At 34.0% G+C, this 19,603-nt stretch carries 14 protein-coding genes and 3 pseudogenes; 9 read left to right on the plus strand and 8 right to left on the minus strand.

The annotated features are described in order from the left end of the window. Positions 1-20: 20 nt before the first annotated feature. Together wmk (ACQH3L_RS02805) and ACQH3L_RS02810 are read left to right on the plus strand one after the other, a co-directional pair. Positions 21-926: a WO male-killing family protein Wmk gene (gene wmk / locus ACQH3L_RS02805; RefSeq protein ID WP_425384683.1), complete on the plus strand. Its 906-nt coding sequence runs from the start codon at positions 21-23 to the stop codon at positions 924-926. 428 nt (positions 927-1,354) lie between these two features. Next, positions 1,355-1,687 carry a WD_0736 family protein gene (locus tag ACQH3L_RS02810; protein WP_425384684.1) on the plus strand — a complete coding sequence of 111 codons (333 nt, stop codon included), beginning with the start codon at positions 1,355-1,357 and terminating at the stop codon, positions 1,685-1,687. Between the two features lie 78 nt (positions 1,688-1,765). Here ACQH3L_RS02810 and ACQH3L_RS02815 read toward each other — a convergent pair whose 3' ends face one another. Next, entirely contained in the window at positions 1,766-2,680 is a 915-nt protein-coding gene (locus tag ACQH3L_RS02815) for a patatin-like phospholipase family protein (protein WP_425384685.1), read from the minus strand. On the opposite strand from ACQH3L_RS02815, the gene ACQH3L_RS02820 reads away from it, so the two are divergent. Continuing rightward, complete coding sequence (locus tag ACQH3L_RS02820) at positions 2,679-3,200, plus strand: phospholipase D family protein (protein ID WP_425384686.1); 522 nt, start codon at positions 2,679-2,681, stop codon at positions 3,198-3,200. The two genes, ACQH3L_RS02815 and ACQH3L_RS02820, sit on opposite strands and share 2 nt — an antisense overlap. Here the strand turns inward: ACQH3L_RS02820 and ACQH3L_RS02825 are convergent, their stop codons facing one another. From ACQH3L_RS02825 to cifA, 5 genes and pseudogenes are all read right to left on the minus strand, one after another. After that, positions 3,201-3,422 carry a hypothetical protein gene (locus ACQH3L_RS02825; RefSeq protein ID WP_143688910.1) on the minus strand — a complete coding sequence of 74 codons (222 nt, stop codon included), beginning with the start codon at positions 3,420-3,422 and terminating at the stop codon, positions 3,201-3,203. A 214-nt stretch (positions 3,423-3,636) separates the two neighbouring features. Beyond that, a pseudogene (locus tag ACQH3L_RS02830) lies at positions 3,637-4,174 on the minus strand (ankyrin repeat domain-containing protein). 12 nt (positions 4,175-4,186) lie between these two features. Continuing rightward, a complete protein-coding gene (locus ACQH3L_RS02835; RefSeq protein ID WP_425384966.1) occupies positions 4,187-4,669 on the minus strand; it encodes a phage late control D family protein in 483 nt (160 codons plus the stop codon). A gap of 24 nt (positions 4,670-4,693) precedes the next feature. Next, positions 4,694-8,194 (minus strand): cytoplasmic incompatibility factor CifB, encoded by a 3,501-nt coding sequence (gene cifB / locus ACQH3L_RS02840; RefSeq protein ID WP_425385008.1) that lies wholly within the window; start codon positions 8,192-8,194, stop codon positions 4,694-4,696. A gap of 75 nt (positions 8,195-8,269) precedes the next feature. Continuing rightward, entirely contained in the window at positions 8,270-9,694 is a 1,425-nt protein-coding gene (gene cifA / locus ACQH3L_RS02845) for a cytoplasmic incompatibility factor CifA (RefSeq protein WP_155968735.1), read from the minus strand. 242 nt (positions 9,695-9,936) lie between these two features. Here cifA and ACQH3L_RS02850 point away from each other — a divergent pair, with 242 nt between their 5' ends. Next, complete coding sequence (locus tag ACQH3L_RS02850; protein ID WP_208571664.1) at positions 9,937-12,366, plus strand: TomO hydrophobic C-terminal domain-containing protein; 2,430 nt, start codon at positions 9,937-9,939, stop codon at positions 12,364-12,366. A gap of 702 nt (positions 12,367-13,068) precedes the next feature. Here the strand turns inward: ACQH3L_RS02850 and ACQH3L_RS02855 are convergent. Continuing rightward, positions 13,069-13,608, minus strand: a complete 540-nt coding sequence (locus ACQH3L_RS02855; protein ID WP_010082266.1) for a pyrimidine dimer DNA glycosylase/endonuclease V — start codon at positions 13,606-13,608, stop codon at positions 13,069-13,071. Continuing rightward, on the minus strand, positions 13,609-14,505 hold the full coding sequence (locus ACQH3L_RS02860; RefSeq protein ID WP_425384967.1) for an Rpn family recombination-promoting nuclease/putative transposase: 897 nt from the start codon (positions 14,503-14,505) through the stop codon (positions 13,609-13,611). It abuts the gene before it with no gap. Between the two features lie 129 nt (positions 14,506-14,634). On the opposite strand from ACQH3L_RS02860, the pseudogene wmk (ACQH3L_RS02865) reads away from it, so the two are divergent. From wmk (ACQH3L_RS02865) to wmk (ACQH3L_RS02885), 5 genes and pseudogenes are all read left to right on the plus strand, one after another. After that, positions 14,635-15,535, plus strand: a pseudogene (gene wmk / locus ACQH3L_RS02865) (WO male-killing family protein Wmk). A gap of 164 nt (positions 15,536-15,699) precedes the next feature. Beyond that, a pseudogene (locus ACQH3L_RS02870) lies at positions 15,700-16,356 on the plus strand (JAB domain-containing protein). 100 nt (positions 16,357-16,456) lie between these two features. After that, entirely contained in the window at positions 16,457-17,590 is a 1,134-nt protein-coding gene (locus ACQH3L_RS02875; RefSeq protein ID WP_425384968.1) for a hypothetical protein, read from the plus strand. Between the two features lie 75 nt (positions 17,591-17,665). Further along, positions 17,666-18,574, plus strand: coding sequence for a WO male-killing family protein Wmk (gene wmk / locus ACQH3L_RS02880; RefSeq protein ID WP_006280075.1), 909 nt, complete (start codon positions 17,666-17,668; stop codon positions 18,572-18,574). A gap of 25 nt (positions 18,575-18,599) precedes the next feature. After that, complete coding sequence (gene wmk / locus ACQH3L_RS02885) at positions 18,600-19,511, plus strand: WO male-killing family protein Wmk (RefSeq protein WP_010962716.1); 912 nt, start codon at positions 18,600-18,602, stop codon at positions 19,509-19,511. The last annotated feature ends 92 nt before the right edge of the window (positions 19,512-19,603 follow it).

A 19,603-nucleotide genomic window follows, 5' to 3' on the forward strand; every position in this document is an offset into this window, starting at 1 on the left:
TAATAGAGTTTTTTTCTTAAATGGAGGTATATGTGTTTGTTTCTGCAAGCAATGTTAGTTATGGAATAGGGCAAAAAATAGAAAATTGTAGGTTAATGCGAGGTCATACTCAAATAGGATTAGCAGGTCAAGTAGGTTTAACATACCAAGAAGTGAACAGCTATGAGAATGGTTATACTCCTATTCCAATTGGAGTACTATATGTAATAGCAAGAGTATTATCAGTTAATGCTGTAGATCTATTACCTAAACCAATAACAGTAAGAGAGTATAAAGATGAAGACGAAGAAATACTCTATCTAACGAAAATATACGAGAATCAAAAGTTAGGTAAGATAGTACCTTCATTAATCAGGTTTGTTCATATCAGCGAAAAAATCAATCAAGAAGAGGCAAGGTTGGAAATAGCAAAAAATCTAGTGAAAGAAGGGGTTTCAGTTGACATAATTTCCCAAGCAACCGGCTTATCTATCTACGAGTATGATAATACAGAGAGAGAAATCTGCACTGATTCTATATATTACAGAGTAGGGCAAAGAATAAGAGAATGGAGATTGATAAGAAGGTATACTCAAAAAGATTTGGCGGATAAAGTTGGTTTAACACTCAAAGAAATACACGAGTATGAAAAAGGATACACTGCCATATCATTTGATAAATTATATCAAATAGCAGAAGGATTATCAGTGAATATTAAAGTTCTGCTACCTAAAACAAGAGAAAGCAAAAAGCTATTGAGTTTAATGGATGAGTACGGAGAACAAGAATCATTAGTCAAATCTCTATCTGAAGATATGAAAAGTGGCAAGGAAAAAGTTAAAAAAGCAGAGAAAATCAAGATTGCGAAAGATCTAGCAAAGGCAGGTGTTGCTAGTGATATTATTGTGCGAGCAAGTGGCCTAACTGCTGATGAGTGTGAAAATTGAATTGTGTTAAATAATATATTAAGATACAAGTAAAAGTAGTTATATACTTAATATAGATAAAGGTTGCAAATAATCTACTTATGCTGGACATTTCTATCGAGGAGCTTGAAAATCATGCTTTCAAAACTTAACCTGGATTAAAGATTTCAGTAGTTTACTTACTCATAAATAATACATTAAAATATCAATAAAAAATAATTATATATTTAATATATCTAAATTACTGAATGAAATTCTTGTGCTTGTGTATTTAATATATAATGTTCAAATAGATTGAAGTGAATTAACTAAATTAGGTACCAGAAATTTGCTTAATGTAATTCATTGGTATCACAAATGATTATCTTGAGTATGCCAATTTTTCTAAAAATATTGACGGTATTAAAAAAATAAGTTATCCTTTTAATAGATTTATTAAGAAGGTGTGTATGGTTAGTCATGAAAAGAAACATACAGTAGCATTTTGCATTTCAGCTATTGCGTTTTGTGTTGGCATCTCATTAATTGCAGCAGTACTTACAAAAATAGCACCTTTAATTGCCATAATTGTTTCAACTATAATAGGGGCAATAACTATTTTGTCTGCTTGTCAAGCTATTGAAAGCTACTCAGTCATAAAAAATAGCAATAAGGTAACAAGTAGTTTGCATAAAATAAAAGAAGCTTTTACAGGAAAGGAAAGCGAGCTTTTTATTGAAAAGGTTTTTAACCATTTATGTGGATTTTTTAGTAGTGAAAAAGAAAGTAGTACACAAAGATAATAAGATTTCTCAACAAGGCAAATTTGCTTATTTTACTTTTCTGGCTCAACTAAAGCTTTAGATTTTACTTGATGTAAATTAAGATACAATGTCACAAAATTTATCGATTACTTTTTGATTGCCTTCTACCATTGCCTTTGCCTCTTGCTGAAGAGATTTGATATTTTTTGATGTAATATTATCCATGTCGGGTGATGCTATTTTTAATTGCGATTGTATGCGTATATATTTATCACCTATAACTTGATCAAGTTGGTAATTTACTGAATCTAAACTTGAGGCAAACATCACATGTAATAGTGGTTTTACCCAGCCTATTTTGCCAAATTTCCTTGAATTAGCATACTCTATGCTTCTATCTGTTCTTCCAGTACCTATCGATAACAGTAGAATATCATCATTTGGAAATAACCTCTTACCACTTGCATATGCACAAGCCGCTGGATTATTTGCAAATACCCCGCCATCCACTAATATTCTGTCTATCTGGTTAATTTTGAGATGTTTTGGTATGAAATAAGTAGGTGCAGCCGTTGCAGCTCTGAGTGCATCTTTCAGCTTAATATTACCTTCTTTCCAGCTTTTAAAGAAAAATGGGCAGTTATTCTGAATATCGTAACTCGTAATCAACACATTACTTAAAGTGTTTTTAAGGATATCATCGCCAAAATATTTATCCAGTACAGATTCAATATTTTTATGTGGATATTGTGCGCAGTTAAACCAAGATAGTATTGATCGCCTAAAAAATGAAGACTTAAAAATATATGGTCCATATTCCCGATAGAACTCGACTAAATCATTAGCAGAATATTGAGGTTTATCTTTTTTACATAATCCAGCTACAACAATTCCACCGGTTGAGGTCCCTGCCATAAGATCAAAGATTTCAGCTACTCTCTTTCTTGTTCTTTTTTCTATTTCTGCTAGAATGATGGCTGGTATTATGCCCCTTATGCCTCCGCCATCAACTGAAAGGATATATTTAATCATGTTTAGATATTTAATAATTTTATTAACTTGTTCTCTTTTATCAGGTTGTGTTTCTTGTCCTAGTACTACTGTATGTTTCACTCCTAGGGAAAATTGCACCAATCTAATAATTGATTCCGTAGAGCATGCTAAAGGGTCTGTGTTAGTTCAAGCATACCAATTTACCTCAAAGCCTATTGCTGAGTCCTTGATTCAAGCCAAAAAACGAGGTGTAGAAGTTAAGATAATTCTTGATAAGTCGCAAATTCATTCAAAATATAGTGTCATCAATGAGTTATTCGAGCAAGGTATTAAGATTTATATTGATTTCAAACCAGCAATCGCTCACAATAAAGTCATGATTATTGATAACCAAAAAATCATAACTGGGTCTTTCAATTTCTCTGACGCCGCACAGAAAAAAAACACTGAGAATCTACTAATTATAACAGAAGATCCTCCATTAGTCGAGCAATACATCAAAAACTGGAAGGATCGTCAATCTCAATCTGATGCTTACACACCAAAAGTAGAAGAATAATTACTTGTACTTCAAATTAGCTTTGAATTCATCTAATTCCTCAGAAAGATTCTTTACCCGTTCTTCCAGACGATATACCGTAACGGCCAATCCATTGTTCTGCTCTATAAATTTATCATGCATGTGTACCCGTAAGTCTAGCTTGGCGAGCCACCAAATTGTTGCTATGGTCTGTATTACCATCGTTATTATTACTGTGATTGGGATTTTTTGTTTTTGCATGCTTTTCCTGATTGTATAATAAAAGACTTTCAATTATTTCTTGTTTGGTAGTGTTCATAAGCGTCAAGTTAAGTGCAAGCGGCATAAGAAGGAAAATGGAAAAAACTATTTTAGAAATTGAGTAATAAGGTTAGTAATTTATGGATCAATCTAAAAAAATTATCTTAAACTTGACATGTATAAATATTTCCTATTGTTTCCCAGTTACGAAATATTACTGCTCAGATTTGTGTTCCTTTTCAGCATTATAGAGCAAGTGTATAATTTCATCGTATGGTTTATCTTTATTGTGCCGTGATCTTAGCACAGCTACATCTCTTGGGTTTTTTTCCATCTTTATTTCTGATTGTAGGATTTGCACCTTTCTCCAATAAAAACCTTATGATTTCTAAATCCCCTCGATACGCAGCATTGTGAAGTGCTGTACTTCCATACCCGTTGATAATATTTACATTAATTCCTTCGTCTATCAGAAATTTGACAACTTCTAAGCATCCTTCTCCTGCAGCATAATGTAGTGTAGTAAGTTTAAAAATTTGCGTATCTATATCTAATAAATTTTTTACTGAAAACTTCGCAATTTCTAAGTTACAATTTTCAGATGCAATCCGCAATATTGTTTTATAATTATCTGTAGCTTTTGCTTTCGTATAGCAATAGGTAATAATAACACATACTACTGTTACTATAAACCACCAAAAATGTAGCTTATTTCTTGAGTCTCTGTTCATATTCAATACTTTTTTCAACATTAAACATTTGGTTTACTGATTTTTTCTTAACGTTGATGCTGATAACACAGTGCGATAACCTGAACTATCTAACACATGTTCTGCTCTGTCAATTATCCATTCACCGTCTATATCTTGATGAAACCCTAACAAGCTAAGTTTCGCCTCTGCAAATAGTTCTGGATTACCAGGCATAGTGATATCCAATACTGCATTATTTCGCTTTAGTTGTTTTAACTTAGCATTTGCTGCACTTAGTGCTGATTCTACATTAGAGTAAAGCGTTTGTATGGTATAACTTGGACTACCAGAGCCAACTGTTTCTGATATAGTTTCACCCTTTTCATAGCTATGCCATTTTGCAACCACTGAGTTGTACCTACTCACGGTAAAATGCACTTTCCAATTGATTGTGTCTTGAGGTCTAATAGCTGTTGTTCCTAAAGCTTTTCCAGTTGCCGACTTTGCTTTGCCTTTGGGAATAAAGAGTATGTATCCGCCAGCTAGTTTTGCCATTGCTCCTCATTCACCTATTAACCTCTACCTACTGCCTCTACCATTGCTATGATCATAAACTCTATTCACTCCATCAATTTCATCCAATACAGATTGCGGACCAAAATCAATTGATATCACTCTTTCTCCGCCTAATTGCAATGCTCCCCCACCTCCACGCTGTGGATATTGGAGTTCTAAAAATTGTAATAGTAATGGATCAATTTCATGTTGAATTCCTGGACGACCTTGAATCAATCTACCCCTAGGAGAAGATAGAGAATCATTTTGGAATAATTGTGAAATATTTCTTCCCCGATTTCTAAAGTATTGTTCATTTCTTTGAGGTTGTCTAGTGTCATTTCCAATTCCTGCACTAAGAAGACCACGTATATAACCTATAATACCTTCACCTTTCTCTCCAAAGTTACTATTTCCCTGTAAAGCTTGATCAATAGCTTGGTTAACATCCCTAGCATTTTCGTATGCCCATATGCCACAATTATGGCCATCTGTTTGCTGATGAACGGAAACATCATGGACATTATCATCGCTAATATCACATTCTCTTAAAGCTCCTCGAATATTATTGTCAATACGACTATCTGGACCAAGTGAATCAGCATAATACCCATAATAATTTCCATTTTGGTGGACAATAACTAATGTAACCCAATGACGATTACCTACATTAATAATAGCAGTTAATCTATCTTTTTCACCCGAATCTACTTTTTGTTTAAAGTTATCTATGTTACTACTTAATAAGTCCCTACCTGTTGGATCATTTTGATTTCCATCGACTCCTACTGAAGTTATTGCAAAATCATGACGATCATTAGTTGGATTAGATCGATCATCATGGAAAGTATATTGTCGTGCAGCGAAAAACATGTCATGAGTTTGTAGCCAATAACGGAAATTTTGATTTTCTGTTGCAAAGTCTAGTGCAAGTAGATTATGCACATCTTCTATTTCACGAGCGTTGTTTCTACGAAGGATAGTGTTTATTTGTTGTAATATTCCTTGTGCTGTAGAAGTACCACCTCCCCTTATTCTTGACCTTAATGTTTCTATTGCCTGTGCTCTAGTACCTTGCAAGTAACTAAATGGAACGTGCAGATTATCATCTATATCAAGCAAAAAAATCGAGTTCTGTCCTGGTCTTTTTTCCATGTAAAAGCGCCTGAAATTTTCACGAGTTTGATCTGACAATAGATTTTCTGGTGGATTTTCATCAATAACACTTTCAGGTCCCACTAATACTTCTGGTCTTGAGTCATGACCACGACGATCAAGTCTATGTACATACACTGCTTGTTGTGGAAGAGATATAAAGTCTTCTGCTCTCTGTGCACCTCTATTAAATACAGCATAAGACAAAACCACCTCATTTCCAGAAGTAATAGGCAAATATCCCCTTTGTTTGCTCATCAATTCTGTTATTTTGTACCTTGCCTCGTCTTGCTCCTGTTCTACTTCTTCTGCATTATCAGCAAATCCTAATACATATCCAATTGGGTGAGTATCTGCTGTAGGTTGTCTTAATAATAGAAGACCTAGTCTCTGTTCTGTAACTCTTGTAAGTATTACCCTTTCTCCTTCTTCTTCCTGCCACCTTTTTAAACTATATGTTTGACCAACTTTATACATAGCAAGCACTTTATAAGGATTATCACTAGCATAAAATGTACCATGTAGTATAGAGCGAAACTTATCTTTGCTATTTACATCTATTATCATATTGCCATGCGTATCTTCTGGCATTAATACTGCAGAAATGTTTCTAAATAATTCTTGATGCTGAAATCTATCTTGCCAGCCATCATTCATAACTTGATTTAAAGCATTATGCACATTTCCAGCATTAGGCACTTGCACAAGATTACCACCAAGAAAATTATTTGCATTATTATTTTGGTAATTGTGATATAAACCAAGGTTATCTGTATGAATATTAAGGCCAAGTTGATTATTAAGTGTGCATGAAACTTCCCGTACATGAACATTATTTCCGTCAACATTAAGATCTTGTAAATTGATGGCTCCTTGTTGTACAGCGTTGTTATCTCTAATATGAAGTATAACTATATCAGAACCTTGAGTATGGAAGACCATGGTTAAAGCATGATTCTCATCACCATATCTAAATATATACTTTCTTACACGTTGTTGAACTGCGTTTACTAATCTGAACTCTTCTAAAATACTATTCCCAAAAGCAAAACCAGTTATGCAATCAAATATTCTGTTATAATTCTCTGCATTTCTTGGTATTTCGTTAGGAAGATGTTGAAGCAAGAAATCTCTAATATTTTCTCTAATTCCTTCATCCTCCAAACACTCAAATAATCTTTGTACCAAAGGAAATCTATTCTCTAAAAACTCTACTGTATCAATACTAAAAGGATCTATATTCAGATTAAAATTTAATCCAATACAAACAGCATTTCTTGATTCAGTGTGAATAGATATAAATGAAGAAGCATGTAATCTTTTAGCATCAGCTCTAGCGCGGTTTAATGCAATATCAGACGATGTCCTCCATCTAGTAACATTAATAACGATAGGAATGTTTTCTCTCTCTGCCTGATGACATATAAGAAAAGCAACATATGAATTTCCAGGAGACAAGTCAAGGTCAATATCTATTGTGTAGAGATGAATAAAATTTGCCAACAAACCTAAGAAAAATCCGTGACTCTCAAACTTTTGACTGCGATTTTGAATGTCATTTTGTAGGCTGCCTAGGTAACTACGATAGATTCGAGTTATGTATGGCAAAATTCCTTCATTTATTCCACGTTCTATATTTATTCTTTGGTTACTTGCTAGCACTTCCATAAAACTGAAAATCCCTTGCTGACCCGGTGCAACTTGCACAAAATTGACCAAATGACCAAGCTGTACTCTCTGATCTTGATTGAGTCGTATACTTCCTATTTCCTTAACTGTCAACAAACTGCGTGGCGCAGGCGCATTAATCCCATTAAGCCTATTGCGTTCTATATGCCTAAGAAGGCTAATCTCAGACGCTGAATATTTAGCAAATCTATCTCTACCTTGAGAATCTTTTTCACGAATCACCTCGAATACTGTTGCAATCGCCTCTCCCTGACTCTTGCCCTTTCCATGCATGCATACTTTGTATTGCTCAAAATTTAGGTCTTCTTCCCTTAAATTTGGATTTTGCCCTCTAATCTCTCGCACTAGAGCATTTCTTTCCCTTGTACTGAACCTTAACCCATCACTATTAAGACGATCAGAAATACTGTAGCATCTGACAACTTGCTGTCCGTCACGATAAACAGCGACTTTTAGGTTCCCTGTATTTCTATTTCTACCACCTGTATCAATACCATGATTATCAAAACGAAAATACACTCTCTCATTTGCTTTTAAGATATTAGCATCATGAGCAGTAGCAAACATACTGAAAAAGAATACAGGAAGGAAACGTCCTGTACTTACATGATACAAGAAAAATGGACATTGATCTAAAAAGGATTCAAACTCTTGTCTAAAACCATCAAGATCTCCATCCACTAAACTTCTTATTAAAGACACAAAGCACCTCTCTATTTGCTAAGACCAGAAAAACCACTCACATTAATGAGTAGACTAGATTCTTCTTTTCTTATGAGAACCAGAAATACCACTCACACTAGGAGCTTCAAACTCAGACTGTGGGCCATCACCAGAACCATCAAGTGGCAAAGATACCTTAGATTGAGACCGCAAATTATTCCAAGGACCATCACCTACAGAAGGTAAAGTTACTTTCTCTAACTGAAGAAATAACTCTTCTGCAAACTTGCCGTAATCTACACCTTTCCTCTTTCCTTCCCTACCACATATTCTAAGATTTTCTATCATGACTTCTTTAAAAAGGTCAAACTTTTCAGGAAAGCAACCTTTGGCAAATGAAATCATATCTAATATTTCTTCTTTCTCTATTTCCCTATCGGGCTTACAAACATCTTCTCGTTTCCAATTAATGATTAATCCCCCAAGTACACTCTTTATAGGAACTGTATAATTAGAAGTATTAACAGAGGTCTCTCTGTATTCAGCAAAGCGTTCACATTTCCAAATCTCCATAATAAGGGATCTAGCTTGAACACTTAACTCAGGATTTTTCAACATCACATTTGAAAGTGAATAAAGAAAAAGTTCATAGTCTTGCTGTGAGAATATCTTGTCCGAACAGTCTCCTCCTGCTGAAACGCCTTTATAACACCAGCACTGTACCAAATCATGAACCGTATCAAAAAAACATGACTCTATTAATTCAGCAAGAAGGGAATATACTCCCTTATCTTTCTGCAATAATTTCTGTAAAAGAGTATCTTTATCGCCTATATTCCTTACACAAAAATCTAAAATAGGAGCGTCTTTCTCAACAGATTGAGGACGAGAAAGAGCAACAATAGCTTCTGTAAGCTTCTTCTCCTTATCTTTTTCCTCTAACTGATTATAAAAATACTCTACCCCTTCGCTCCACTTAAGTTTTACAGCACTGTCAAAACCTTCTACTGCATCATACTTCTTTAATTCCCCAGATTCTCTATCGATCCAGAAATCAAACACAGGACCATTTCTCTTCATGGATGATAGCAGAATGTTTCTTACATATTGATCACTGATCGGATTACCTTGACTATCTACCTCTTCTGAAGTAAATTGACCTCTAGAGAGTACAAACTGTTTGTTGAAAAAATCACCTATCTTGCCCGTTATACAGTACCTAGATGCCATACCATACCTTGGTAGTGGGTTATCGATTTCTCCTATTTTCTCTTCAGTCAATTTCTGACCTAAAACAGTATTATTTAACCTTGTACCTAACCAACAACCTTCATCTCGAAAAACATTATATAAGAATTCCAGCTTATCATCCTTAAAAAGTTTGATATACTCTATATAGGTCTCGACCCACCTTTTAATAGCTAACTTTCTTCCAGCCGCAATGTCACGATCTGTATGTTTTATCACATCTTGTAGCTTTTTAAGCACTTCAGCCTGACGTTTTGTTTCTATTGGCATTTAAACCTCCCTATATCATGAAAACAACGCTATGGTACTAAATTTGTAACTAAGTTACAACACCTAATTACTCCAGAAAGACCTATTTGATACCCAAACGTTCTGGTCAGGCCTAGAGAAATCTGTCTGGAATTATTGAGTATTTTCTAGAAATCTTAATTTGACAGCTAACACCAGGTTTTCTGGAGACTATAGGTGATGCACTTTTTCTATTTATATTCCCAAGAATAAGGTCAGTAGATATGTTGTTTTCCAGAAGAATATTAGTAAGATTAATTGGAGAAGTGCTTATGACTTTAACTAAGTGTGTTTTAACTTCGCCCTTAAGTTCTGTTCAGCAGTATCTGTTAGTGTTAGGTAAGGTTATGGTTGTAAATACAAAATCCGATCAGCAGAGGGCTGAAGATGATCTATATACTGTTTTGAGATTCAAAGAAAAAGGAGATTTTGAAAGACGGATAAGAGAACTGCTTGTTAACGATTATAAGAAACTTAAAAAACCACTGAGCAAACTCCTTGGTAAGTTAGAAAGTAAAATAAGGACTGATAAAGAGAATAACCAAGCAGCCAGAAACGTTTATGATCAAATCAAAAAATCTAAAACTAATGAAGATAAATTAAGTAATTTATTGAACTTTAAAAAACAGCTAAAAGCTTTCCTAAAAAATCAAGATGATTGTAGTATTGTGTTAAATGCGATTGACTCTGCAAGTGTTATCCCTGTTATTGAAGTTAATGGTGTGCATCCAAAAGATAGTGAGATCAAAAAGTTAAAAAAAGCTCAACCTCTCACCTCTAACAGACAAGACTTTGAAGAAGCTCTAGGATACATAGAATCACAAGAAAAAGTTATGGGGATTACATTAGAGGAAATTATGGAATACAAGCAACACTCTGTTAAGATTTTTCTACTGAACCGTGTTCATTCATGCAAAAATGGGCATTCTCAATTGCATCCTGATGTAAAAGAAGCTATAGCAATATTATCAAATGATAAGCTGAGAGCTTTCTACGATGAAGAAGTAAAGAAGAAGACGCTACAACCAATATTGTCCTACAAAGAATGTGAACAATTATATGATAAAATTAACTATGAAAAAAATGAATCTCGTATTATAATCGAAAGAGAAGAACTTGGAGAGAATGTTAGGAGGGTAATGGGAGTGAAGCGCTTTACGAATGAAAGCAGTAGAGAAGATCAGAAAAATGGTACTAGTCCAACAGGAACTTCTACAAATTATAGACAAGAGCAAGTTGCCTCTAGTGGTGATAGAACACTTTATAATAGTGATATACCTTCACTAGGTAGATCGATTAAGAGCAGCCGAAGTGCACTGTTTATGCCATTTGGAGCTTCTGTTGATACGAGTACCCCGATTAAACCTGCCAATCCATCTAACCTAGTTACCACTGGTGAGAATTATACTAGTAATGCAGATCTGAGTGATGAATTGAACGTAAGTGAAGTAACTAAAATTGTTGAACGAATGGAGCTATTATCCAATAGTTTAAAAAAAATCCAAGAAATTGTGGAAAAGCTGGGTAATACTACACTAAGTGAAGAAGTGATAGTTCATGAGAGACATTTCAAAAAGTTTATGGATTTTGTAGGAGAAATTCTCGTAGATATTGGTACAAGATTACCACAAAGTGATTCTAAAAGCATGTATCTTGAACAAAAATTGAAGGGATTGGAAAAGATGAATGAATCCTTAGATAACAGTGTTCAAGAGTTAGAGAAAAAAGTAGATAAACTTGAAAAAGAGAATAAAGATTTTCTGGCAGAAAATGATGAACTTAAGGAAAAACTTGCTACAGCGAAAGAAGAAAAGGAATTGCTATTTAATAAAAAAGAAAAGATGCAGGAAGTTATAAATGGGCTGAATGAGAACAATCAACGATTAATGCAAAAAATAAATGGGTTAGAAGATGATTATGAGTATTTGTTAAGAGCGGAAAAGACAAAAAGAGAAACCGAAGATTCGTGTATACAAGTGGAGGATGCAGATATACCGGAAGGAAAAGCTGAGTTATGTAAAGACTATGAAATTAAACTAGTAAAGCTGGAACAAGAGATAGATGCAAAAGGGAAACAATGTGAGGAATTGCTATTAGAAAATAGTATATTACGAGGAAATATAGAACGATTAAAGGAAGAGAATAAACGATTAGAAGGCATTGAAGAAAGCTTTAGTATCGATCCCTCACATTTTTGCTCTGTAAAAAATTTGCATGATGAGCTTATTCTAGCTAATGAACAGCCGGAAAATATTGATATATCAATCCAGGATGAGATGGATTCAAAAGTTGCCACTGAGTCTGTGGGTGTTAATGTAAAACAAGGTTATAGTAAAAGGACTAGCAACCTATCTCGAGTCTCTGAACAAAGTTCAGCAGTAAAATCTCAATTCTCAGAAGCAAGAGCTCAGAGTAGAAAGCAAATAATTTATGCCTCTGCTTCTCTTATATTATCTGGAGTATTTGCTGTTGGCACAAGTTTAACAATGTCTCATTTAGGAATATCTATTTCACTTGCTTTGACTGCATTAACTTTCCTTACATTGGGATGTTATTGTTCATATAAGGCAAGTACAACGCTTAGGAATATTGAACTTGATCGAACTTTTAAAATGGCTGATCATGAAGCTGTTTTTATGGTTCCCAGCTTATAACTATGTGGAAAAATATATTGTTTTACTCACCCCAAGAAAAGAGATAATGGGAAAGATAAAAAGGTCTATCAGTTCTCGGTGCGGCAGATTAATTTCTGACGGTGATATAGAGCATTACTTATTTCTCTAGAGAATAGGGAATTGGCGAATAGAGTTCTAGGTGTAGAAGGAGATATAGATGAAGAAAAGACCAGATTTAGTAGAAAAATATAAGGGCTTCTTTGTAAATGATAGTAAGGGAACAGCAAAGTAGTTATATTAAGGGACTGGTTTTATGTTCTGAACTCAGATTTTCGTTAGGTTATAAAAGAAGTAATATCGAGACCTTACTTTGAAATTCCAGATTATCAGAGTACTTTGCTCTTCTGAAGTGAGTGATGTTGGAATACCTCTGGATCGCAGTACTAATAACCAAAATTAAAGAGTAAATAGTTTATAATTTAAGTATTTATAATAGAGAAATTAGCATGTATCTAAATTTGAGCAGCAAATACCTTGAAATTACCATCAATTCAGTAAAATTGAAGAGTTTTAATGGTTTAATCATGTAAAGTATTCAATAAACTGCCGTTTTTAAATTTTATCAGACTCAGTTAAAAGAGTGGAGATTTTAATGATTTACCTCAAATCTAATTAAGAGTTAAAGTGAGAAGATGTTTTAGTTTTTATGCACCTTCCTCTCTACTAATTAAGGCGTTCTTTTTATTTGCGGCTTTTCAGACGTACGATTCTGCTTAGCAACCAATCCGGTACTTCTCTACCCTTTTCCCACTTAGCAAACCTCATCTTTTCTTTTAGGTAGTACTCTCTGTAAGCTTTTACTGAATGACTAGACTTATATTGATCTGGTAACGCCTGTACAAAAGGCTTTATATCGGTTGATTGAAAAACAAGCAAATTCTTATTACTATCACACCAATCTATAACTTCTTCTGATCTATGTTTTCTTTTATATCGCCAAGTATACTCTTTGCACAGCTCCCTTCCGTATTTTATTAACCAGAAAAAGTTCCCTTTGGATTGTCTAGCCCATAGAGAACAAGGGTGGTTTTTGTGAGTAAGTTTATATGGAACTTCTATATTCTGGTCTGTGATGCTGACTAAAGGATTTGGCACTTTTAATGCTATTGAAAAAACATTACTCAGTAACTGAGCAGTTTCTAATAGCATTTTTACTATATGCTTATCACATAACATTTTTGCCGCAATCTCTGGGTTTTCATCTAGTACAAAGATGTTCATCTAAACATCCAAAGAGCTTAAGTCTTTAATTTCATTAGCTGTAAGACCAGTAGTTTGAGCTATGATATCAATAGAAACTCCTGCTTTAAGTAGATTCTTTGCAACTTCAATTTCCCTCTCTTTTCTGCCTTTTTCATGTCCGATGAGGATGCCTTTTGCAGTAGCATCATCAAGTTTTTGAGCAAGGACAGCCTGTTCATCAAGAATACGTTTTATTTCCTGTTCATAGGCAATAAATTCTTTTTCTGACCAGTTGAACCTATTTAGTTCTTCATAGGCCTTTTTAATTATTAGATCACTACCTATTATTTTTTCCAGCTCTTCTTCACTAGTCTCATCTGCATATTTAAAGAAGTAGACCCATTTCTCAACAATACTTGAAAGCTGATCTTCTTTGGTTTTTGGAAATTTAGGCAACTCAATAAATATAAAGTAAAAATCTTTTAGATCATGTTCATTAGTATCTTCATCGCGAATGGTATGCTTTGACTTATACTCAGACTTATCAGGAAATAAAATACAGTCTGCTATAGCAATAAAGATAATTTCCTTAAGGTCATGATATTGATCGCCTTTGTCAGCCTGTCTTGAATAGGCTTTAGCAGCATAGTATTGAGCACGTTTTTCAAAGCCCTTAGTTTTAGCGACCTGCATTCCGACTATCACTTGCAGCCCATTTTTATCTCTACAAAGAACATCAACAATGCTTTGTTTTTTAGAAGCAATATCAGGATCTTGAATAGTACTTAAAAACTCTATATCCTGTATTGCATTTGTTCCAGCAAAGCCGAGAATATCATTAAGAAAGTGAATAAGGATATCTTTATTTTTTTCAGTACCAAAGATGCGCTTGAACGATATATCATTCTTGGGATCGAGAAACTTCGAAAGAGCCATAGGAAATCCACTTAAAAAGCATTAATAATTATACACAATTGTGAAGAAATATTCAACTAAAATTCAAACATAGAAAGAAGCATCCCTTTTGTATATCTTTATTTGGTAGTATTAACCTGTATAATATTTATGGCAAATATCTCGATAAGGTACAAAATAGCACAAAAAGTAAGGAGCTGGAGGTTAAAGCGAGGTTATACTCAAAAAGATTTAGCGGGAAAAATTGGCGTAACGTATCAAGTAGTACTACAATATGAAAAAGGAACACGTAAAATTTCGATTGAGAAATTGTATGCTATAGCAGAAGTGTTATCGGTTGGCATCATAGATCTTATTCCTGTATCAAGTGAAAAAATTTGCCTTAAAAACGAAGAAGAGGAAATATTAAATCTAGTAAGAAAATATAAAACGATTAATGATCAAGAGTTGCGCAAGGTGTTTTACTTGCTAACAAAATTTACCCGAGTTGGTGAGAAAAGTAGTAAAAAAGCAGAGAAGGTAAAAATTGCAAAGGGTATGGTTAAAGCAGGAATTTCTGTTGATATTGTTTCACAAGCAATTGGCCTCTCTGCTAATGAGTGTGTTGAAGAAAAAACAGGTTCTATCTACTACCAAATAGGAAAAAAGATAAAAGAATGGAAGAGAGTATACTCAAAAGGATTTGGCTGAGAAAATGGATACAACACGTGATGAAATAAGCAACTATGAGCAAGGACGTGTGGCCATTCCACTGGAAAAATTATATGCAATAGCAGAAACATTATCAATTAGCATTACAGATCTGCTCATAGAGGAAGATGAGATAGTAGAAAGTGAGCTACCTGATTTAATAAAAGAATACAAAAAAATTGAGAGTCAAGAATTACGCTATGCGCTAATAAAATCTCTGTTTGAAAGCATACAAATTTGCGAAGAAAAAGTGAAAAGAGCAGAAAAGATGAAAATTGCAAAGGATTTAGTGAAAGGAGGAATTTCTACCGATATTATTTTGCAAATAACAGGCCTCTCTTTAGGCGAAATTCAACAATAAAAAATCATCATATATTAATATCTTCACTTTTTGATGAAAAAATAAGTAAAAAAGATTGAAAAATTGATTTGACTTCACTCGAAAGCTATGGCTTTATGCCAATGCTGATAAAAAACAGCAGTAAATATCTAAAAAAAGTTTGTTGTTAGTGAAAGGTAAATTATATGAATAAAAGTAAAGAAGAAATCGAATTCAGAATATTAGAAAGCAAAGGCAAAGCACTACTTGATCGTGAAATAATGGAAACGTTTCTAAGTGCAGTACATGAAAGCCCACAGGCTCAAGAAATTGCTAAAAATTTGGTGAATACTTATACAGGAGTAGGAAGGATTTTAGGTAGAGAAATGGATGACCTGAAAGTTATAGAAGGAGTAACTGATTCTGCAGTAGCAATGATTATGTGTGTTAAGGAAACACTAGAAAGGGTACTGAAAGAAAAGCTTAAGAGTGAGCCAATCATGGACTTACAAGGGATAGTAGAGTACTTAAACGTAAGTATAGGCCACTCAGAAAGGGAATGTGTAAAAATACTGTACTTGAATAAAAGGCGTCAACTAATTGGAGAAGAATCCTATATTGGTGAAATGGAAAAAGCACCAGTATAAATAAAGGAAATTACAAGAAAGGCATTAATGAAAAATGCAACATCAATAATAATGTCACATAACCATCCTGGAGGGAGCTTAGAGCCATCAGAAGAAGATCAAGCAGTAACGAAGAGCTTAGCAGCAGCATGTAGTACTGTAAGCGTAAAATTGTTTGACCATATTATCATCACAAGTGGAGGCTATTTCAGCTTTCGAGAAAATGGATTGTTATAGTAGAAAGTATTTGCAAATCTACTCATTATAAATTATAATGAGTAGTAAGATGTATAAAGTTTATTGTACGCTTAAAAAGTATTTTTAATATGAGGTTTATATGACTAGTAAAGATCGGAATAAAAAGACTAATGTTAATCACAAGAAAATATTTGGTGCTCTTGAAGGCGTTGATATAAAGCAGTCTAAATTTGTGAGTAAAATTAATAACCAGAAGGAGATAAACCGGGAGGCCTCCCCTAGCAGAAACATTCGCGAAAACAAAATCAACTACGGGAAAAGCCTTGACTATGTTTATGGCACAAAACCTTTAAATGATCAAGCAGAAGATTTAAATCCATTTACTTCAGCTTTGCAAAAAATAAAGCCAAGTATAAGCGAAAGCGAAAAGTTGAGCTGGTTTAAGAGTGCTGTGGTAAGAGCAAAAAGTTTAAAAGAGATGAATAAAATTATAGATGAAGTAATAGATGATGGAGCAAGGCTAAATGCATGTAATGATGGGGAGTGGAGCTTCGCAGAATACATGATATTGGGCACACACTTTCACAGATTAGAAAAAAGTGATCGAAAAAAGATAATGCGTAAGCTAATGCTAAGTGGTGCAGAGTTTCATGATACTCTACTACAGAATAAACTGATAGGTGAAATCTATAATGAGCTACAACCAGAAGTTCAGCCACAGATAGATGAGAGACTAGAAGAACTAGAGAAAGCTGGCGAAAGTGCTGTGCAAGAAGGAGAATTAATAGATGTTGAGATAGATAATACAACATCGTACATAGAGTTTTCTGGGAATAGCAAGGTAGAGGTAGCCAAAATACTGAGAGAGTTAGGGAGTAACATTTTAAAAATGGGTAATAATGCAGTTGAGATCAGAAGGGAGGAAGGAGGTGCAAGAAATTACGTTGATGTATCAGATGGTAGCTCCGTTGTGTTAGAATTTCCTACAAGCCTTGGTAAGCTAAATATTGTATTGTACCAGGACGTAAAAAACTGCAGTCAGGTACAAGTAAAAGTAGCGGATAAGGAAATGTGGGCTGAATTACAAAAAAGAGGAGAAGAAATTGGAAAAAATTGCCTTTTTGGGGGAGTGAAACTTAAGAAAGTGGTAGAAAGAGGTAATTTCACTAGGTGCGGCATATGGAGTGAAAAGCAGAAGGAAGTAAGTGAAAAATTGTTTTCATGGGCAGACAAAGTACGTGAAAATAGTAAAGAAACTTGTAGGGCACTTTAATTCATCAATTTAAAGGTTCCAGAGTCTGGCTATTATATCTGGAGCCTTTGAGCTATAGTATAAAATATTATATGTATGGTTCTTTTTGTGGAAAAAAGTCTAGATTATAAAGTGGGAGAAAAATTAAAAAGTTGGAGGTTAGAGAGAGGGTATACTCAGAAAGATTTAGCAGAGAAACTTGGTGTAAAGTACTGGGTAATACTTCAATATGAAAAAGGGAATCGTAGAATTTCAATTGAAAGGTTATATGCTATAACTGAGGCACTATCAATCAGTATTACGGATCTAATTCCTATATCAAAAAGCTGTCTTGAAGATGAGGGAGAAGAAATCTTAAATCTAGTAAGAGAATATAAAAAGATTAATGACCAGGAGTTACGTAAGATGTTTTGTTTACTAACCAATTTTGTCCAAGTTAGTGAAAAAAGTAGTAAAAAAGCAGAGAAAATAAAGATTGCAAAAGGTTTGGTTAAAGCAGGAGTTTCTGTTGATATTGTTGCAAAAACAATTGGCCTCTCTGCTGATGAATGCGTTGAAGAAAAAGGAGGTTCTATTTACTGCCAAATAGGAAAGAAGATAAAAGAATGGAGGCTAGTGAGAGAGTATACTCAAAAAGATTTAGTAGAAAAAATGAGTACAACACGTGACGAAATAAGCAACTATGAGCAAGGAAGGACTGCTGTTCCACTTGATAAATTATATGAAATGGCAGAAGCATTATCGATTAATATTACGGATCTACTAATAGAGGAAGGGAGTAAAGTGAAAAATGAGCTACCTGATTTGATTAAAGAATACAAAGAAATTGAGAGCCAAGAACTACGGCATGCACTAATAAAGTCTTTGTTTGAAGGGATACGGATTTGTGAGGAGAAAGTGAGAGAGATAGAAAGGATTAAAGTTGCAAAGGATTTAGTAAAAGGGGGAATTTCTATTGATATTATTTTGCAAATAATCGGTTTATCCGTTGATCAAATTGCATGAAAATTTATTTCTAAGTAAGGTATATATGTTTGTTTCTGTAAGCGATATTAGTTCTATAAGCTACAAAATAGGACAAAAAATAGAAGATAGCAGGTTAATGCGAGGGCATACTCAAGTAGAATTGGCAAGTGAAATAGGTTTAACATACCAAGAAGTAAACAGCTATGAAAATGGGTATATTCCTATTCCAATTGAAGTACTATATGTAATAGCAAGAGTATTGTCAGTTAATGCTATAGATTTATTACCCGAACCAGTAATAGTAAGGGAAGACAGCTATGAAGACGAGGAAATACTCTATCTAACGAAAATATATGAGAATCAAAAGTTAGGCAAAATAGTACCTTCATTAGTCAGGTTTGTTCATATTAGCGAAAAAATTAATCAAGAAGAGGCAAGGTTGGAAATAGCAAAAAATCTAGTGAAAGAAGGAGTTTCAGTTGACATAATTTCCCAGGCAACCGGCTTATCTATTTACGAGTATGATAATACAGAGAGAGAAATCTGCACTGATTCTATATATTACAGAATAGGGCAAAGAATAAGAGAATGGAGGTTAATAAGAAGGTATACTCAAAAAGATTTAGCGGATAAAGTTGGCGTAACACTCAAGGAAATACATGAATATGAAAGAGGTTATACTACCATACTATTTGATAAATTATATGAAATAGCAGGAGCATTATCAGTAAATATTAAAGTCTTGCTACCTGAAACGAGAGAAAGTAAAAAGCTATTGAGTTTAATAAACGAGTACAGAGAACCGGAATCATTAGATGCGTTAGTCAAATCTCTATCTGAAGATATGAAAAGCGGCAAGGAAAAAGTTAAAAAAGCAGAGAAAATCAGGGTTGCGAAAAATCTAGCAAAGGCAGGTGTTGCAATTGATATTATTGTGCGAGCAAGTGGCCTAACTGCTGATGAGTGTGAAAATTGAATTGTGTTAAAGACGGTACTGAGAAACATTATATTAAGATATAAGTAAAGATGGTTACGTATTTAATACATCTATTCTGAAAATTTGTTTAG

Origin of the sequence: Wolbachia endosymbiont (group A) of Sturmia bella (assembly GCF_964030905.1) — a bacterium.
GTDB classification, from domain to species: Bacteria; Pseudomonadota; Alphaproteobacteria; order Rickettsiales; family Anaplasmataceae; genus Wolbachia; species Wolbachia pipientis.